At 69.4% G+C, this 18,040-nt stretch carries 16 protein-coding genes; 11 read left to right on the top strand and 5 right to left on the bottom strand.

Annotated elements, in window-relative coordinates; genetic code table 11:
* Positions 1-76 precede the first annotated feature (76 nt).
* The 4 genes from sauS to VPA02S_RS24140 are packed head-to-tail and all read left to right on the top strand — an operon-like array spanning position 77 to position 4,921.
* The gene (sauS, locus tag VPA02S_RS24155) at positions 77-1,510 is read left to right on the top strand and encodes an acylating sulfoacetaldehyde dehydrogenase (RefSeq protein WP_062366071.1); all 1,434 of its coding nucleotides are present in this window, start codon (positions 77-79) and stop codon (positions 1,508-1,510) included.
* Between the two features lie 2 nt (positions 1,511-1,512).
* A complete protein-coding gene (locus tag VPA02S_RS24150; protein WP_062366069.1) occupies positions 1,513-3,042 on the top strand; it encodes an AMP-binding protein in 1,530 nt (509 codons plus the stop codon).
* The gene (locus VPA02S_RS24145) at positions 3,039-3,845 is read left to right on the top strand and encodes a sulfite exporter TauE/SafE family protein (RefSeq protein ID WP_062366067.1); all 807 of its coding nucleotides are present in this window, start codon (positions 3,039-3,041) and stop codon (positions 3,843-3,845) included. Before VPA02S_RS24150 ends, VPA02S_RS24145 begins: the two co-directional genes overlap by 4 nt.
* Positions 3,846-3,895: 50 nt before the next feature.
* Positions 3,896-4,921, top strand: coding sequence for a DUF2272 domain-containing protein (locus tag VPA02S_RS24140; RefSeq protein WP_062366065.1), 1,026 nt, complete (start codon positions 3,896-3,898; stop codon positions 4,919-4,921).
* Between the two features lie 31 nt (positions 4,922-4,952).
* On the opposite strand, the gene VPA02S_RS24135 is transcribed toward VPA02S_RS24140, so the two are convergent.
* Positions 4,953-5,768: an IclR family transcriptional regulator gene (locus VPA02S_RS24135; protein WP_062366063.1), complete on the bottom strand. Its 816-nt coding sequence runs from the start codon at positions 5,766-5,768 to the stop codon at positions 4,953-4,955.
* Positions 5,769-5,864: 96 nt separating this feature from the next.
* On the opposite strand from VPA02S_RS24135, the gene VPA02S_RS24130 reads away from it, so the two are divergent.
* Both VPA02S_RS24130 and VPA02S_RS24125 read left to right on the top strand, forming a co-directional pair.
* The gene (locus tag VPA02S_RS24130) at positions 5,865-7,523 is read left to right on the top strand and encodes a GMC family oxidoreductase (RefSeq protein WP_062366061.1); all 1,659 of its coding nucleotides are present in this window, start codon (positions 5,865-5,867) and stop codon (positions 7,521-7,523) included.
* On the top strand, positions 7,520-8,833 hold the full coding sequence (locus VPA02S_RS24125; RefSeq protein ID WP_062366060.1) for an MFS transporter: 1,314 nt from the start codon (positions 7,520-7,522) through the stop codon (positions 8,831-8,833). The genes VPA02S_RS24130 and VPA02S_RS24125 overlap by 4 nt, the downstream gene beginning before the upstream one ends.
* A 105-nt stretch (positions 8,834-8,938) precedes the next feature.
* On the opposite strand, the gene VPA02S_RS32385 is transcribed toward VPA02S_RS24125, so the two are convergent.
* Positions 8,939-9,424, bottom strand: a complete 486-nt coding sequence (locus VPA02S_RS32385; protein WP_062366057.1) for a helix-turn-helix transcriptional regulator — start codon at positions 9,422-9,424, stop codon at positions 8,939-8,941.
* Positions 9,425-9,692: 268 nt separating this feature from the next.
* On the opposite strand from VPA02S_RS32385, the gene VPA02S_RS24115 reads away from it, so the two are divergent.
* The 5 genes from VPA02S_RS24115 to VPA02S_RS24095 all read left to right on the top strand — a co-directional run bounded on the left by VPA02S_RS24115 (position 9,693) and on the right by VPA02S_RS24095 (position 15,272).
* Positions 9,693-9,914: a DUF1059 domain-containing protein gene (locus tag VPA02S_RS24115; RefSeq protein WP_062366055.1), complete on the top strand. Its 222-nt coding sequence runs from the start codon at positions 9,693-9,695 to the stop codon at positions 9,912-9,914.
* Positions 9,915-10,100: 186 nt separating this feature from the next.
* Complete coding sequence (locus tag VPA02S_RS24110; protein ID WP_015866616.1) at positions 10,101-10,604, top strand: (2Fe-2S)-binding protein; 504 nt, start codon at positions 10,101-10,103, stop codon at positions 10,602-10,604.
* A complete protein-coding gene (locus VPA02S_RS24105; protein ID WP_062366053.1) occupies positions 10,601-12,850 on the top strand; it encodes a xanthine dehydrogenase family protein molybdopterin-binding subunit in 2,250 nt (749 codons plus the stop codon). Before VPA02S_RS24110 ends, VPA02S_RS24105 begins: the two co-directional genes overlap by 4 nt.
* Positions 12,847-14,157: a c-type cytochrome gene (locus VPA02S_RS24100; RefSeq protein WP_062366051.1), complete on the top strand. Its 1,311-nt coding sequence runs from the start codon at positions 12,847-12,849 to the stop codon at positions 14,155-14,157. Before VPA02S_RS24105 ends, VPA02S_RS24100 begins: the two co-directional genes overlap by 4 nt.
* A 68-nt stretch (positions 14,158-14,225) precedes the next feature.
* Positions 14,226-15,272, top strand: coding sequence for a LysR family transcriptional regulator (locus tag VPA02S_RS24095; protein WP_062366049.1), 1,047 nt, complete (start codon positions 14,226-14,228; stop codon positions 15,270-15,272).
* Here the strand turns inward: VPA02S_RS24095 and VPA02S_RS24090 are convergent.
* From VPA02S_RS24090 to tauA, 3 genes are read right to left on the bottom strand one after another with little or no spacing between them, the layout of a single operon-like run.
* Positions 15,190-16,071 carry an ABC transporter permease subunit gene (locus VPA02S_RS24090; RefSeq protein WP_062366047.1) on the bottom strand — a complete coding sequence of 294 codons (882 nt, stop codon included), beginning with the start codon at positions 16,069-16,071 and terminating at the stop codon, positions 15,190-15,192. The genes VPA02S_RS24095 and VPA02S_RS24090 overlap by 83 nt on opposite strands.
* Positions 16,064-16,852: a taurine ABC transporter ATP-binding protein gene (locus tag VPA02S_RS24085; protein ID WP_015866621.1), complete on the bottom strand. Its 789-nt coding sequence runs from the start codon at positions 16,850-16,852 to the stop codon at positions 16,064-16,066. Before VPA02S_RS24085 ends, VPA02S_RS24090 begins: the two co-directional genes overlap by 8 nt.
* Before the next feature lie 5 nt (positions 16,853-16,857).
* Positions 16,858-17,871: a taurine ABC transporter substrate-binding protein gene (tauA, locus tag VPA02S_RS24080; RefSeq protein WP_062366045.1), complete on the bottom strand. Its 1,014-nt coding sequence runs from the start codon at positions 17,869-17,871 to the stop codon at positions 16,858-16,860.
* Between the last annotated feature and the right edge of the window lie 169 nt (positions 17,872-18,040).

The following is an 18,040-nucleotide window of genomic DNA, read 5'->3' as shown; positions in this document are numbered from 1 at the left end:
GGGGCAACACCAGCGGCCCGGCAAAGCCGGTTCCGCGGTGTTCCCCGACTGAATACGCAAGGCAAAGATGACGACTATGGAACATTCACCCTCCTCCCCCATCGCCGAACTGGTGGCGCGCGCCCGCGCCGCGCAGCGCATCTACGAAACCTGGTCGCAGGAACAGGTCGACACCGCCGTGGTGGCCGCGGGCTGGGCCATCATCGAGCCGGCGCGCAACCGCGAGCTGGCCGAACTGGCGGTGGCCGACACCGGCGTGGGCAATGCCCCCGACAAGGTGCGAAAGAACCACCGCAAGACCTTCGGCCTGCTGCGCGACCTGCGCGGTGCGCGCTCGGTGGGCGTCATCTCGGAAGACCCGGCGCGCGGCATCATCGAGATTGCGCGGCCCGTGGGCGTGGTGTGCGCGGTCACGCCGTCCACCAACCCGGGCGCCACGCCGGCCAACAAGATCATCAATGCGCTCAAGGGGCGCAACGCGGTCATCGTGGCGCCCTCGCCCAAGGGCTGGTCGACGGCGGCGCGGCTGATCGAGTTCATCCATGCGCAGTTCGACCGCATCGGCGCGCCGCGCGACCTGGTGCAGCTGCTGCCATCGCCGGTCAACAAGCAGTCGACGGCCGAGCTGATGCGCCTGTGCGACCTGGTGGTGGCCACCGGTTCGCAGGCCAACGTGCGCGCGGCCTATGCCAGCGGCACGCCGGCCTTCGGCGTGGGCGCGGGCAACGTGGCGGGCATCGTCGACGAATCGGCCGACGTGAATGCGGCGGCCGACCGCATCCTGCTTTCCAAGACCTTCGACAACGCGACCAGCTGCTCGTCGGAGAACAGCCTGGTGATCGTGGACGCGGTGCGCGCGCAGATGCTCTCGGCACTGAAGGACCGCGGCGCGTTCATGCTCGCGGCCGCGCAGAAGGCCACGCTGCAGTCGCTGATGTGGCCGGATGGCAAGCTCTCCGCCGCCGTCATCGGCCAGTCGGCGCGCGTGATCGCCGAGCGCGCGGCGGCCCTCGACGGCGCCAACCGTGAGGGCTGGCTGGCCATTGCGGCCAGGGACCCGCGCGTCCTCATGGTGGCCGAGGACGGCGTGGGCCACGAGCATCCGTTCTCGGGCGAGAAGCTGAGCCCGGTGCTCGCGATCTATTCGGCGCGCGATTTCGACGAGGCTGCCGCCACGGTCGAGCGCATCTACGCCTACGAAGGCGCGGGCCATTCGGTCGGCCTGCACAGCACGGTGCCCGAGCGCGCGTTGACGCTCGGCCTCACGCTGCCGGTGTCGCGCGTGATCGTCGACCAGGCGCACTGCATCGCCACCGGCGGCAGCTTCGACAACGGCCTGCCGTTCTCGCTGTCGATGGGCTGCGGCACCTGGGGCAAGAACAACTTCTCCGACAACATGAACTACCGGCACTACCTGAACATCACGCGCGTGTCGCGGCCGATTCCGGAGCGGGTGCCCAGCGAGGACGACATCTTCGGCGCCTACTTCGCCGAATACGGTGCAAGCTGACCGTGGCGGCCTCCACCGTTCATGAGCTGATCGAACTGCAGGCGGCGGCACGGCCGCAGGCGGTGTATGCGCTGTCCACCGAAGGCGGGCGCAAGAGCATCGGCTTTGGCGAGCTCGCGCGCGGCTGCCGTACGGTGGCGGCGGTGCTGCACGCGCATGGCGCGCGGCCGGGCGACACGGTGTCGGTGGTCATGCCCAATGGCCTGCAGACGCTGCGCCTGCTGCTCGGCGCCATGCATGGCGGCCTGTGCGTGAACCCGGTCAACCTGCTGTCGCAACCCGAGCAGATGCGCTATGTGCTCGCGCATTCGGATTGCCGCGTGGTGTGCGTCGCGCCCGAGTGGGAAGCACGCGTGCGCGCGATGCTCGATGGCATCGGCCGGCCGGTCGAAGTGCTGGTGGCGAGCCCCGACGCCGATGCGCTGCCGGGCGAAGCGCAGGAGGCGCAGGCGGAGCCCCTGCATGAGGCTGCGCCGCCCGCCGCCGGCGACGTGGCCCTGCTGATGTACACCTCGGGCACCACCGGCATGCCCAAGGGCGTGATGCTCACGCAAGGCAACCTCGCGGCCAATGCGCATGCGATCAGCGCCGAGCACGCGCTGCAGCCCGCCGACCGCGTGCTGGCCGTGCTGCCGCTCTATCACATCAACGCCTTCGCCGTGACCATGCTCGCGCCGCTCGCCCACGGCGGCAGCCTCGCGATGCCGCCGAAGTTCTCGGCCGGCCGCTTCTGGGAGCAGGCAGCGGGCACGCAGTGCAGCTGGATCAACGTGGTGCCCACCATGATCTCGTACCTGCTCGAAGGCGAGGAGCCGCCGCCCGCGCAGACCACTGCCATCCGCTTCTGCCGCTCGGCGTCGGCCGCGCTGCCGCCGGAGCATCACCGCGCCTTCGAGCAGAAGTTCGGCATCGGCATCGTCGAGACCATGGGGCTCACCGAAACCGCGGCGCCGTCTTTTTCGAACCCACTCGACCCCGCGCTGCGCAAGCTGGGCTCGGTGGGCCGCGCCTCGGGCTGCGAGGCGCGCGTCATCGATGCCGCGCTGGCCGAGGTGCCCGACGGCAACACCGGCGAGCTGGCCATCCGCGGCCCCAACGTGATGCGCGGCTACTACAAGAACGAAGAAGCCACGCGCGCGAGCTTCACGCCCGATGGATGGCTGCGCACCGGCGACCTCGGCCACCGCGATGCCGATGGCTTCTTCTTCGTGACCGGCCGCATCAAGGAGCTGATCATCAAGGGCGGCGAGAACATTGCGCCGCGCGAGATCGACGAGGCGCTGCTGCGGCATCCTGCGGTGCTCGAGGCCGCGGCGGTGGGCGTGCCCGACCGCCACTACGGCCAAGAGATCGGCGTGTGCATCGTGCTGCGCGACGGCTGCGCCTGCACCGAAGACGAGCTGCGCGCCTTCAGCGCCGAGGCGCTCGGCCGCTACAAGGCGCCGGGCCACTACCGCTTTGTCACCGACCTGCCGCGCGGGCCTTCTGGAAAGGTGCAACGGCTGAAGCTGCTGCCGCTTTTCAAGGTATGACGGTGGCGGAACTGCTGGTGCCGCCGCTGGCGCCGGCGCTGCTCGCCTACAGCCTGTGCGTGGTGTTCGCGGCCGGCGTGGTGCGCGGCTTTGCGGGCTTCGGCTTCTCGGCGGTCACGGTGGCGGGGCTCTCGCTGGTGGTGTCGCCCGCGCTCGTGGTGCCGGCCATCTTCATGCTCGAGATCCTCGCGAGCCTGAGCCAGCTGCGCGGCATTGCGCGCGACGTCGACATGCCCTGGCTCGGTTGGCTGATGCTGGGCAACCTGCTGTTCATTCCGCTCGGCGTCGCGCTGCTGGCCTGGCTGCCCGAGACGCCGCTGCGCCTGCTGATCGGCGCGCTGCTGATGGCCGCCGCCTTGCTGCTGCGCGCGGGCACGCGTGCCACGCTGGTGCCCACGCGCGCGGTGCGCTTTGCGGCCGGGCTGGCCTCGGGCTTCATCAACGGCGTGGCGGCCATCGGCGGCATTGCCATTGCGGTGCTGCTGAGCACCACCGCGATGGCGCCGGCCGCCCTGCGCGCCACCATGATCGCGCTGCTGCTCTTCAGCGACGTGGTGTCGCTCGCAAGCGCCGCGCTCATGCCCGCGGCCGCGCATGCCGCGTCGGGCCACCACCTGCTCGGGGCCGGCACGCTGAAGTGGGCGCTGTGGCTCGCGCCCGCGATGCTGGCCGGCATCTGGTGGGGCCAGCGCTCGTTCAAGGGCGTGTCGCCCGCGCAGTTCCGCCGGCATGTGCTGAACCTGCTGGTGGCGCTGGCGGCGGTGAGCGTGGCGCGCTCCGTGGCCGCGCTGGCCATGGCCTGAGCGGCAAGATTCCGCACGGCAGCGCCCGCGCTGGCTATGCTGCGCGCGACATGCTGACTTCTTCATTCTTTTCTCGGCCACCGGGACGCGCGCTTGCGGCGGCCACGGTGCTCCTGTTCGCATCGGCGGGTGCCGCCGCCGAATCGGCTTGCCTCAATACCGCCGCGCGGATTCCGCCGCCCCCGCGCGCGCTCGCGATGGTCGCCGCCGCGCAGCGCGAGCACGAGGCTTTCGGCGCGCAGACGATGGACGCCGAAGGCCGGCTCGTCGAATCGGGCCGTTCCGAGGCCGAGGATTCGCGCGCCACGCTCGCAAGCGCCGCGCCGTGGCAGCGCGTGCTCGGCTACTGGGAGGCGGTGCCGCAGCCCCACACCCCGCTGCCTTCGCTGGTGCGCTTCGGCGCGCTGCAACCGGCCGACCGCACGCTGCTGCTGCAGGCGCTCAACCAGGCGAGCGCCTCGCACCTGCGGGGGCTGGGCGTGGGGCCGGACCAGGGCCTCGACGCGGCCGAGCTGCGTGCGATGGCCACCGCGGTCAACCGCGTCGCGGCCATCGACACGCCATGGTCGGCGGCCTTCATGAGCTGGCTCGCGCAGCAGGCGGGGCTGGGCGCGGACGAGTTCGCATTCTCGGAAGCGCATGCGGACTACGCGGGCGCCGCCTGGCAGGCCGGCGCCGCCGAAGCGGCCGGCCACGAGACGCGCTACGCGATGCGCGCCTGCGACCTCGCGCGCACGCCGCCGCGCGTGGGCGACCTGGCCTGCCACACGCGCGGCGCGGCATCGGAGCTCGACAGCTTCGAAAGGATCGGCGCCGTGCTGGCAAAGCGGGCCACGGGCGGCGAGCCGCTGCCGATGCACTGCGACGTGGTGGTGAAGGTCGACGAGCGGGGCTTCGACACCATCGGCGGCAATGTGCTGCAGTCGGTCACGCGCAGGCGGCTCGACTTTGCCCCCGGCACGCGCACCCTTGACCCCAGCTACTACCTGCCCGCCGGCTGCACCGTCGGCGCGGCGGGCTGCACCGAGCGCCACATGAGCTGGCAGCCGTGGTCGCTGCTGCTGCAGTGGCGCTGAGGCGGCGCGCCGCAAGCCAAAGGACCTGCGCTCAGAGCAGCGTGCCCATGCGCTCCGCGGCGGCCTTGAGCGCATCGATGCGCTTCACCGCCTCTTCCATCGACATGCGTGCGGTCGGCGCGTGCACCGCGAGCGCCGCGCGCACCTGCCCGGCCGCGTCGCGCACCGGCACGGCCACGGCCACCAGCCCCGCGATGAATTCCTCGCAGTCGCGCGAATAGCCGCGCCTGGCGATCGCATCGCATTCGGTGCGCAGCGCATCGGCCTTGACGAGCGTGTTGGCCGTCATGCGCGCGAGCGGCAGCCGGTCGATCAGCGCATCGCGCTCCTTCTTCGGCATCTGTGCGAGCAACAGCTTGCCGCTCGCGGTGCAGTGCAGCGGCACGTGCGAGCCGACGTCGAGCGTGAGCCGCAGCGGCCACTTCGCCTCCACGCGGTCGAGGTACAGCACCTGGGCGCCGTCGAGCGTGGTGAGGTTGCAGGTCTCGCCCACCTGCCGCACGAGTTCGGACAGCACCTCGTGCCGCAGGCCGCGCACCGTGCCGTGGTTCAGGGTGTCGAAGGCCAGCTTGCGCAGCGCGGGGCCGACGCTGAACGAACGCTCGTCCACGTCGCGCGCCAGGAAGCCGGTGGCCAGCAGCTGGGTGCAGATGCGGTGCGCCGTGCCCTTGGGCAGCCCCAGCTGCGCGGCCAGGTCGGCGAGCGTGAGGGCGCGGCCTTCGCTGGCCAGCAGGGCCAGCAGGCGCAGGCTGCGCTCGGCCGACGAGCCGGAGGCGGACTCCTCCGCGGCGGGCACGGAAAGCGATGGCGAAGACACGGCGGCTGCGGGGCGCGCGGGACGTGGCATGCGGGTAAACCTTAAAAATGGAACATTGCGTTCCGAAAAACATTAACCTAGGATGCAGACAAGCGAAGCGATTGTTCCACTCCCCGGGTGCCCTGCATGCGTGATGAAGAGTTCGACTACATCGTCGTCGGCGCCGGATCGGCCGGCTGCGTGCTGGCTGGCCGGCTGAGCGAAGATCCGGCCACGCGCGTGCTGCTGCTCGAAGCAGGGCCGGTGGACAGGTCGCTCTGGATCCACCTGCCCATCGGCTACGGCAAGACGATGTGGAGCCCCACCTACAACTGGCGCTTCGAGACCGACCCCGACCCCAACATGAACGGCCGGCGCATCTACTGGCCCCGCGGCAAGACGCTGGGCGGCTCGAGTTCGATCAACGGGCTGATCTACATCCGCGGCCAGCGCGAGGACTACGACCACTGGGCCGCGCTCGGCAATGCGGGCTGGGGCTATGACGAGGTGCTGCCCTACTTCATCCGCAGCGAAGGCAACGAGCGCGGCGCGAACGCCTTCCATGGCGGCGACGGGCCGCTGAAGGTGTCGGACATTGCGGCGAAGCACGAACTCATCGAGGCCTTCATCGGCGGCGCGCAGCAGATCGGCGTGCCGCGCACCGGCGACTTCAACGGCGCCGCGCAGGAAGGCGCGGGCTACTACCAGCTCACCACGCACAAGGGCTGGCGCTGCAGCACCGCCAAGGCCTACCTGGTGCCGGCGCGCCACCGGCCGAACCTGCGCATCGAGACCGATGCGCTGGCCAGCCGGCTGGTGTTCGACGGCCGGCGCGCCGTGGGCGTCACCTATCGCCAAGGCGGCGAGATGAAAACCGCGCGCTGCCGCGCCGAGGTGCTGTTGTCGGCCGGTTCGATCCAGTCGCCGCAGCTGCTGCAGCTCTCGGGCATCGGTCCGCGCGCGCTGCTCGAGCGCATGGGCATTGCGCCGGTGCAGGTGCTGCCCGGCGTGGGCGAGAACCTGCAGGACCACCTGCAGATCCGGCTGGGCTACGAGTGCAGCAAGCCCATCACCACCAACGACCAGCTCAACTCCTGGTTCGGCCAGGCGAGCATGGGCCTGGAATGGCTGATGCGCCGCACCGGCCCGCTCGCGGTGGGCATCAACCAGGGCGGCTGCTTCATGCGCGCGCTGAAGGACGCAAACGGCCGGCCGGTGGCCGCGACGCCCGACATCCAGTTCCACGTGGCCACGCTCTCGGCCGACATGGCGGGCGGCAAGGTGCATCCGTACTCGGGCTTCACGATGTCGGTGTGCCAGCTGCGGCCCGAGTCGCGCGGGCACGTGCGCATCCGCTCGCTCGACGCGGCGGAGCCGCCTGAGATGCAGCCCAACTACCTGGCCACCGAGCTCGACCGCGCCACCACCGTGGCCGGCGTGAAGGCGGCGCGCGCCATTGCCGAGGCGCCCGCGATGCGGCCCTACGTGAAGCGCGAGGTCAAGCCCGGCCCCGAGGCCGCGAGCGATGCCGAGCTGCTGGAGTTCTGCCGCAACAACGGCGCCACCATCTTCCATCCCACGGGCACCTGCCGCATGGGCAGCGACCCGCTCGCGGTGGTCGATGCGCGCCTCTGCGTCCACGGCGTGGCCGGGCTGCGCGTGGTCGACTGCTCGGCCATGCCCACGCTGGTGTCGGGCAACACCAACGCACCGGCCGTGATGATGGCCGAGAAGGCCGTCGACATGATCAGGGAGGACGTGAGGGCGGCAGCCGCCGCGACAACCACATCGGAGACAACGACATGAGCACAAGCGACGAGAAAGCGATTCGCAGGGTGGTGGCTTCGGCCCTGGTGGGCGCCACCATCGAGTGGTACGACTTCTTCCTGTACGGCGTGGTGGCCGGCATCGTGTTCAACAAGCTCTACTTCCCGGGCAGCGACCCGGTGGTGTCGACCTTGCTGGCCTACACCACCTTTGCCGTGGGCTTTGTCACGCGGCCGCTGGGCGGCGTGATCTTCGGCCACTTCGGCGACAAGATCGGCCGCAAGAGCATGCTGATCATCACGCTGATGATCATGGGCGTGGCCACCTTCCTGATCGGCCTGGTGCCCACCTATGCGCAGATCGGCATCGCGGCGCCCCTGCTGCTGCTCCTGCTTCGCGTGGCGCAGGGCATCGGCCTGGGCGGCGAATGGGGCGGCGCGGTGCTGATGGCGTATGAATACGCGCCCAAGGGCAAGCGCGGCTTCTATGCGTCGCTGCCGCAGATCGGGCTGGCCATTGGCCTGTGCATGGCCTCGGGCGTGGTGGCGCTGCTGTCGTGGCTGCTGACCGACGAGCAGTTCCTGGCATGGGGCTGGCGCATCGCGTTCCTGATCTCAGGCGTGATGGTGGGCGTGGGCATGTACATCCGGCTCCACGTGCAGGAAACGCCGGAGTTCGCGGCCGTGAAGGCGCGCAACGCCGAGCTGCGCATTCCGTTCATGGACATGCTGCGGCGCTATCCGGGCAACGTGCTCAAGGGCATGGGCGCGCGCTACATCGACGGGGTGTTCTTCAACATCTTCGGGGTGTTCTCCATCAACTACCTGACCGGCACGCTCAAGATCAGCCGCACCGACGCGCTGCTGGGCGTGATGGCCGCCGCGGTGGTGATGATCTTCTTCATTCCCTTCTTCGGCCGCCTGTCCGACCGGATGGGGCGCGGCAAGGTCTACATGTGGGGCTCGCTGATCACTGCGGTGTCGGCGTTTCCGGGCTTCTGGCTCATGACGCACAGCGGCGGCAGCGTGCTGCTGGTGTGGCTCGCGATCATCATTCCCTTCGGCATCCTGTATGCCTCGGTGTACGGGCCGGAGGCGGCGCTGTTCTGCGACCTGTTCGACGCCAAGGTGCGCTACACCGGCATCTCCTTCGTCTACCAGTTCTCGGGCATCTTTGCCTCGGGCATCACGCCGATCGTCGCGACCGCGCTGCTCAAGTCGGGCGGCGGCCAGCCGTGGCAGATCTGCATGTACGTGCTGTTCGCCGGCGTGGTGTCGGCGGCGTGCGCCTGGATGATCGGGCGGTCCGCATCGCCGACCGATGCGCCGGTGGCGGTGGCCTCGCGCTGAGGGCATCAGTTCAGGGCGCGTGCACAGGACACCGGGTACTCCCCTCCGCGAATGTCCCCCGTCGGCGTGATCGCGCCCTGAACAAAGCAGACCGCAGACAGGATCTCAGGAGGTCCTGCCCATGGCAAGCGCGCGCACCACGGCCGCGGTGCGCGTCTCGACGCCCAGCTTCACGTACACATGCTCCAGGTGCTTGTGGACGGTGCGCGGGCTGATCTCCAGCAGCGCGGCGATCTCGGCGTCGGTCTTGCCGCGCGAGAGCCAGTGCATGACGTCGCCCTCGCGCGGTGTGAGGCCGGCCAGCGGGGCATCGGAGAGCGGCACATCAGGCAGCGGAACCGCGGCGCGGCAGGCGAGCCGGTACAGGAAGGCCACCGCCACCGCATGCTCCAGCCCCGCGCGCCGGTAGCGGTCGGCCTGCCATGCGGCGCGGCGGAACTCGCTGCGGCCCGGTGCCTTGGCGGCGATGCGCGGACTTGTGCGCAGGCCGCTGCTGCCGGCGCCATGGGGCCGCATCGGCGAATGCCCGGACTCCAGCTGCTCCAGCAGGCGAAGCGCGCCCGCACGGTCGTTGCGCATCAGGTGTGTCATGGCATGCCCCTTTCACGGTGCATACGCATTGCTGCGTATGGCGCCTGCACGCATCGAGACGCAGGATGCTCGCAGGCCCTTTGCCACCAAAGTTCACCACCAAAGCAGTATAGGCAGACACGGGGCGCGCAGGCCGCCTGCCGGCGGCGGGGATACACATGGCCATCGACGAAACACGGTTTGACGCCTGCATGGGTAGCCCCCAGCCGGCCCCTGCCGGCCGGCCTGGCCTTCGAATCACGCCCGAAAGGGCATTCCAGGAGCCACCATGTCACGCCAATACATCGACTGCCGCGAGTTTCCAAGCACGATGAACTGCAGTGTCGCGCTCTCCGCCGATAGCGAGAGCGAACTGCTCGATGCCGCCATCCAGCACGCCGTGGCCGTCCACGGCCACGCCGACACGCCGGAATTGCGCGCGCAGCTCGCAAGCATGTTCAAGACCGGCACGCCGCCGCTGCAGGCGCCTGCGCAGGCGACCCCCGCCTGAGACTTTCGCGGGTCTCGGCCGCCGTCTCCGCACGGCGATGAATACCTTCGGGTGCGTTCGATGAGCACCCGTCGATGAAGTCCGGGCAACCCGGTCGATCGCTGCCCTGCCCGCCAAGCGCGCTTTCCGAAGTCGCGCTATGGTTCGCTGCCACCCACGGCGAACCCCAGAGAAAAGGCAGGGCCCATGATCGATCTCAACATCAACGGCCAGTCCGTTGCCGTCAACGCGCCCGAGGACATGCCCCTGCTCTGGGCATTGCGCGACATCGTCGGCCTGACCGGCACCAAGTTCGGTTGCGGCATCGCCCAGTGCGGCGCCTGCACCGTGCACCTCGACGGCCAGCCCGTGCGCTCGTGCGTGCTGCCGGTCGGCTCGATCGGCAAGAAGGCCATCACCACCATCGAAGCCGTCTCGCAGACCCCTGCGGGCAAGAGCATCCAGAAAGCCTGGCTCGACGTCGACGTGGTGCAGTGCGGCTACTGCCAGTCCGGCCAGATCATGTCGGCGGCCGCGCTGATCCAGCGCACGCCCAACCCGAGCGATGCCGACATCGACCTGGCCATGGCGGGCAACGTCTGCCGGTGCTGTACCTACTCGCGGATCCGCGCGGCCATCAAGCAGGCCGCGACCGGCAAGGCCGAGGTGCTGCAGTCGGTGGTTGCCATGCCGGCCAGGAGCGCATCGTGAAGCCCGCCGCAGGCATCAGCCGGCGCAGCGCGCTGCAGGCCGGCGGCCTGGCGCTGGCCTTCACCTGGTTCGGCGCGGGCAAGGCCTTTGCCGCGATCAGCCCCAGGCAGCAGCCGGGCGACGCGGCCGCCGCGCTCGCGGACGGCAGCCCGGCATTCGCGCCGAATGCCTTTGTCCGCATCGATGCCGACGGCGGCGTGCGCCTCGTGATGCCGATGGCCGAGATGGGCCAGGCAATCTACACCGGCTCGGCGATGCTGCTGGCCGAGGAACTGGGCGTCGAGCTCGACCAGGTGCGCGTGGAACATTCGCCGCCGAGCGAAGCGCTCTACGGCATGCCGCTGCTCGGCGGCCAGATCACCGGCGGCTCGACCAGCACGCGCGGCACCTACGGCGTGCTGCGCGAGGCGGGCGCGGTGGCGCGCACGCTGCTGGTGGGCGCCGCCGCCGCGCAGTGGAAGGTCGACCCCGCGGGCTGCACGGTCGCGCGCGGCGTGGTGAGCCATGCGCCTTCGGGGCAGCAGCTCGGTTTCGGCGCACTCGCCGGTGCCGCTGCCAAATTGCCGATGCCGGAAAAGGTGACGCTGAAGGAGCCGAAGGATTTCAAGCTGATCGGCCAGCCCCTGCGGCGCGTCGATTCGGCCGGCAAGGTCGACGGCTCCACGCAATTCGGCATCGACGTGCGCCTGCCGGGCATGAAGGTGGCCACGGTCAGGGCCTGCCCCACGCTCGGAGGCGTGCTGGCCTCGGTGGACGACAAGGCGGCGCGGGCGATTCCCGGCGTGGTCGACGTGCTGCGCATCAAGGACGCGGTGGCCGTGGTGGGCGAGCATTTCTGGGCCGCGAAGCGCGGACTCGATGCATTGAAGGTGCAGTGGACGCCGGGGCAGAACGCCGCGCTCACGACGCAGCAGTTGCGCGCGTCGCTGGCCAACGCGCTGGCCAAGGACAAGGCCATCGTCGGCAAGGAAACCGGCAAGCGGCCCGAAGGCACGCTGGTGCAGGCCACCTACGACCTGCCGATGCTGGCCCACGCCACGATGGAGCCGCTCAACACCACGGTGCACGTGCGGCCCGACCAGTGCGAGATCTGGGTCGGCACGCAGGTGCCGACGCGCTGCGTGAGCGCCGCGGCCAAGATCGCGGGCGTTGCCGAAGACAAGGTCGTGCTGCACAACCAGTACCTGGGCGGCGGCTTCGGCCGCCGGCTGGAGACCGATTCGGTCGAGCAGGCCGTGGCCTTCGCCAAGCAGGTGCCCTACCCGCTCAAGGTGGTATGGACGCGCGAGGAAGACATCCGCCACGACATCGTGCGCCCGATGTACCACGACGACATCTCGGCCGTGGTCGACGGCGACGGCCAGATCCTCTGGTTCGGCGACCGCATCGCGGGCGGCACGGTGCTGGGCCGCTGGGCCCCCGCCTTCATGGGCAAGGACGGCATGGACAGCGACCTGATCGAATGCGTCGCCGAACCTTGCTACGACCTGCCGAACCTCAAGGTCGAGTGGGTGCGGCACGACATGCCGGCGGGCCTGAACGTCGGCTGGTGGCGCGGCGTGGGGCCGACGCACAACCTCTTCGTGATGGAGAGCTTCATCGACGAGCTCGCGCACCGCGCGAAGAAAGACCCCGTGGCCTACCGGCGCGCCATGCTGAAGAAGAACCCGCGCACGCTCGCGGTGCTCGACCTGGCGGCCGGCAAGATCGGCTGGGGCCAGGGCGCGCTGGCGGCGCGCGTCGGGCGCGGCGTGGCCGTGGGCGATGCCTTCGGCAGCCGCGTGTGCGCCATCGTCGAGGCCGAGGTCACGCCGCAGGGCGAAGTGCGCATGCGGCGCGCGGTGGTCGCGGTCGATTGCGGCATTGCCGTGAACACAGGCTCCATCGAGGCGCAGATCCAGGGCGGGCTGCTGTTCGGGCTGAGCGCGGCGCTCTTCAGCGAGATCACGCTGCGCGAGGGGGCCATCGAGCAGAGCAACTTCCACGACTACCGGATGCTGCGCATCAACGAGGCGCCGACGGTCGAGGTCCACACCGTGAAGAGCGGCGAAGCGCCCGGCGGGCTTGGCGAAGTCGGCACCGCCATCGCCGCGCCGGCGCTGGCCAACGCGATCTTCGCGGCGACGGGCGTGCGGCTGCGCGCGCTGCCGGTGAACCGCGCACTGCTGGCGCAGGACAAGGAGGCGCTGAAGAAGAAGATCGCCGATGCGGGGCCCTCCGGGCTCGGCGCAAGGAGTGCAGCATGAAGCGGCTGTTCAACCTGCTGGTGGCGGTGTTCGTCGTGGGTGCGGCGCTGTATTTCTTCCTGAACCGCAGCGACAAGTCCGAAGGCGAGGCGCCGGTGCTGGCCGGCGCGCCCGCCAATGCGGCGCTGCTCGTGCGCGGCGAATACCTCACCAAGGCGGCCGACTGCATCGCATGCCACACCGTGCCCGGCGGCAAGGGGCAGCCCTTCGCGGGCGGCCTGCCCTTCGTGCTGCCTTTCGGCACGATCTACTCGTCGAACATCACCGCGGACCCGGAAACGGGCATCGGCAAATGGAGCGACGACGACTTCGTGCGCGCGCTGCACGACGGCGTGCGCGCGGACGGAAAACGCCTGTACCCGGCGTTCCCGTATACCTCGTACACCGCGCTGAGCCGCAATGACGTGCTCGCGATCAAGGCCTACCTGTTCAGCCTGCCCAAGGTGAGCCAGCCGAACCGGGAGGCCGACCTGGGCTTTCCGTTCAACCAGCGCTGGGCGATGGGCTTGTGGAACGCGGCCTTCTTCAAGAGCAGCCGCTTCGAGGCCGATGCATCGAAGCCGCCCGCGTGGAACCAGGGCAAGTACCTTGCCACGGCGCTCGGCCACTGCGCGGAATGCCACACGCCGCGCAACTTCGCCTTCGCGATGGATGCGGACAACAACCTCGCGGGCGAATCGATCCAGGGCTGGCGCGCCTACAACATCACGTCGGACGCGAAGCACGGCATCGGCGCCTGGAGCGATGCCGAGGTTGCCTCGTACCTGACGACCGGCCACGCAGCGGGCCGCGGCTCGGCCTCGGGGCCGATGGGCGAGGCGGTGGAGCACAGCCTGCAGTACCTGAAGCCGGAGGACGCCTCGGCGCTCGTGAGCTACCTGCGCACGGTGCCCGCGAAGGCCGGCAAGAACCCGATCGAAATCGATGCGAAGGCGCCATGGGCCGTGGCCGCGAGCGCGGCAGCGCCCGCCACCAGCACGGCCGAAGGCCACGAGCAGGGGCTGCGGCTCTTCGCCGCGGCGTGCGCGAGCTGCCACCAGTGGAACGGACAAGGCCAGCAGAGCGCCAACGCGTCGCTGCTGGGGACGCGCGGCGTGAACGACCCGGACGGCGCCAATGTCACGCAGATGATCCTGCAGGGCGTGAAGATGCGCGTGCGCGACCAGGAGGTCTACATGCCGGCGTTCGGCAAGGCCTACACGGACACCGAGGTCGCGGCGCTCGCCAACTACGTCATCGCGCAATTCGGGAACAAGCAGGGCGCAGCGGTGACCCCGGAGTTCGTGGCGAAGCAGCGCACGCGCTAGGGAGGAAAAACGGGGGATGCCCCTACGGCCCGCGGCCCCACCCCCGATGCTGGAACAATGCGCCCATCATGGACGGCCTCGATCTCATCAAAACATTCCGCGAAGTGGCGTTCCGGCGCAGCTTCTCCCGCGCGGCCATTTCGCTCGGCATGTCGAAAGCCACGGTCAGCCGCTACGTGGCGGAACTCGAAACGCGCAGCGGCGTGCGCCTGCTCAACCGCTCCACCCGTTCGCTGAGCCTGACCGATGCCGGCCAGGTGCTGCTCGACCGCAGCACCGAACTGGTGGCCATGGCCGAGAACACGCTCAACGACCTGCAGGCCCACGGCTCGCACCCGCAGGGGCGGCTTCGCATGAGCGCGCCGCACGGGCTGATCGCGGGCTGGCTGTCCGACGTGATCGCCGAGTTCATCCAGCTCTACCCCGACGTGTACGTGAGCCTGGTGTTCACCAACGACGACCTCGACCTGATCGAAGAAGGCATCGACATCCACCTGACGGGCGGGCGCATCGACGACATGAACCTGATCGTGCGCCGGCTGGTGCCTTTCGACATGGTGGTCTGCGCGAGCCCGGCCTACTGGGCGCGGCGCGGCATTCCCGCGGTGCCCGAAGACCTGGGCCGCCACGACGTGCTCACCTACTCGGCCAAGCCCACCACCCACCTGCCCTTCGAGACCGGCGGCAAGGCGGTCGAGGTGCCGGTGCACAGCCGCATGGAGGCCAACGACGCCGTTGCGCTCATCGAGCTGGCGCTGCGCGGCGCGGGCGTGGCCTACGTGCCCGAGCCGCTGGCGCAGTCGCACCTGGAGCGCGGCGCGCTGGTGCCGGTGCTGCGCGAGCACATGCCGAGCGACCACTGGCTGTATGCCGCCTACTCGCAGCGCCGCCACAACAGCGCCGCGATGCGCACCATGCTCGACTTCCTGGAGCAGTCGATGGCCCGGCACGGCAATCCGCCCGCGATGCCGCCGCTGCCGCCCGCGCTGCAGGTGCTGGCCTCTCCTCCCTCTTCTTCTGTGGCTACTGCTGCTACATGCGCCCTTTCCAGGGTACCAGGCGCCGCTCGAGCCACCGCATCAGCAGGTCGAACAGATAGGCCACCACGCCGATGACGATGATGCCCATGATCACGATGTCGGTGCGCAGGAAGTTCGACGCGTTCAGCACCATCTGGCCCAGGCCCATGTTGGCCGCCACCATCTCGGCGGCCACCAGCGTGGTCCAGCCGAAGCCGATGGCAATGCGCATGCCCACCAGGATGTCGGGCAGCGCCGACGGCAATATGACGTGCCGTATCACCTGCATGTAGCTCGCACCCATCGAATACGCGGCGTTGATCTGCTCCTGCGAGGCGCTGCGCATGCCCGAGCGCGCGGCCAGCGCGAGCGGCGCGAAGCAGCTCAAAAAGATCAGCAGCACCTTGGGCAGCTCGTCGATGCCGAACCAGATGATGATCAGCGGCAGGTAGGCCAGCGGCGGCAGCGGCCGGTAGAACTCCAGCGGCGGATCGAAGATGCCGCGCCAGAAGCGGCTCATGCCCATCGCGATGCCCACCGGAATGGCCGTGATGCAGGCCAGCAGGAACGCCGAGAACACGCGGAACATGCTCGCGAGGAAGTGCTGCCACAGCGGCTTGTCGTTGGCCTGCCCGGTGAGGTATTCGTAGAACTGCTGGAACACCGCCTGCGGCGTCGGCAGGAACAGCGGCTTGACCCAGCCCATGTTGGTCACGAGGAACCACAGCGCGACCAGCGCCACCACCGTGACCACGCTGATGGTCACGCTCGAGCCCTCGCCCGGCACCTTGAAGGCGCTGGTCTTGAGCTTGGCGCCGGCCGCCACCGGCGGCGGCGCGGCGGGCTTGGAAGGGGGTGTCATGGCGGCAGGCGTTGCAATGGTGGCCTCAGGCATGGGCAGCCTCGCGATGATGAATGATCGAAAGAACCTCTTCGCGCATGCGGATGAATTCGGGCTCCGACTTCACCTTGCGCGAATCGCCGTGCGACAGGAACTGGCGCGAGAACGGAACCTCGTCGTAGATGTGCGAGATGCGCCCCGGGCTCGGGCTCATCACGATCAGCCGGGTGGCCAGGAACAGCGCCTCCTCGACCGAATGCGTGATGAAGAACACCATCTTGTTCGACTTGGACCAGGCCTTGAGCAGGATCTCCTGCACCTGCTCGCGCGTGAACGCGTCGAGCGCGCCCATGGGCTCGTCCATGAGCAGCACGGCCGGGTCGCTGGCCAGCGCGCGCGCAATGCCCACGCGCTGCTGCATGCCGCCAGAGAGTTCGTACACCGCGCGGTCCGCGTACTGCTGCAGGCCCACCAGCGCGAGCTTTTCTTCCGCGACGCGGTCGCGCTCGGCCTTGCCCGCGCCGGCCAGGCGCAGGCCCAGCGCCACGTTGTCGCGCACGTTGAGCCAGGGCATCAGCGCATGCTTCTGGAACACCACGCCGCGGTCGGCGCCGGGGCCGACCACGGGCTTGCCGTCGAGCAGGATGTCGCCGGTGGAAGGCGGCAGAAAGCCGGCAATGCTGTTGAGCAGCGTGGTCTTGCCGCAGCCCGAGGCGCCGAGCGCCACGACGAAGTCGCCGTCGCGCATCGTGAGGTTGACCGGCGCCAGCGCCTGCAGCGTGCCGCCCTTGACGGCGTAGTTGACCGTGAGGTCGCGGATGTCGAGCGTGGGCATGCGGCTTACTTCCCCATGGCTTTCTCGACGTAGGCCGTGGTCACGAAGGCGCTGTAGTCGGGCTTGACCTCCTGCACCCGGCCCTGCTCCTTCAGGAACGCCGCCGTGCCCGCCATCGCCTTGGCCGCGCCGCCGCCCAGCCAGGTGGGCGAGACCTGCTCGGCCATGGTCGGGAAGCTGTAGAGCGCCATCGCGGCCGACACGTCCTTCGGATCGGCCTTGGTCCACTTGGCCATTGCCTTGGTCTGCGGCGAATCGGGCGTCCAGCTCTTGCCGCTGGCCTTGTATTCCTCGTTCGCGCGGTTCAGCGCCTTCACGAAGGCGATCATGAACGGTTCGTTGGCGGCGGCCCACTTGGCGTTGACCACGATGCCCTCGAAGGTGGGCGCGCCGCGCTTGCCGATGCTGCCCGAAGTGGCGATGGTCTTGCCCGTACCCTTGATCTTGGAGAGCACCGGGTCCCAGATGAAAGTGGCGTCGATGTCGCCGCGCTCCCAGGCCGCCGCGATCTCGGGCGGGCGCATGTTCATCACGTTGACGCTCCTGGGGTCGACGCCGTCCATCTTCATGCCGGCCATGAGCTGGTAGTGCGCGGTCGAGACGAACGGCGTGGCCACCTTCTTGCCGGCCAGGTCCTTCATGCTGTTGATGCCCGACGCGTTGCGCGCAATGAGCGCCTCGGCATTGGCGATGTCGGCCGAGATCCAGAACAGCTTGATGTCCTGCCCCTGGCTGGCCGCGGCCGTGAGCGGGCTGGAGCCGGTTTCGCCCATCTGCACGTCGCCCGACGCCATGGCGCGGATCACGTCGCCGCCGCCGGAGAACATGCGCCAGTTGATCTTGTAGCCCGTGGCTTTCTCGACCTCGCCCGATTCCATGACGAGGCGCAGGGGGACCAGCATGTCCTGGTGGGCGAAGGTGAGTTCCTTGGCCTGCTGTGCAAAAGCGCTGCCGCACAAGGCTGCCAGCGTGGTGGCGAGCACGGCCAGTTGCAGGGGGAGACGGCGGGACATGGTCATCGGGTTTCTCCGGTAGGTGAATCTCGCAGCGACTTTGCACTCATCGCATCCAGCCAGGAAGTACCAGCACCGGGGCGAACATGGAGCCAGCCTGTCCGTGAATACCCTTGTTCTGGTGCGATGGCTGTTTGGTGTGCACGGGGGAGGTGCGTTTTTTTGTTTTCCGGGG

This window comes from Variovorax paradoxus NBRC 15149, assembly GCF_001591365.1.
Taxonomy (GTDB): Bacteria; Pseudomonadota; Gammaproteobacteria; order Burkholderiales; family Burkholderiaceae_C; genus Variovorax; species Variovorax paradoxus.
This window is presented reverse-complemented; position numbering and strand designations above follow the sequence as displayed.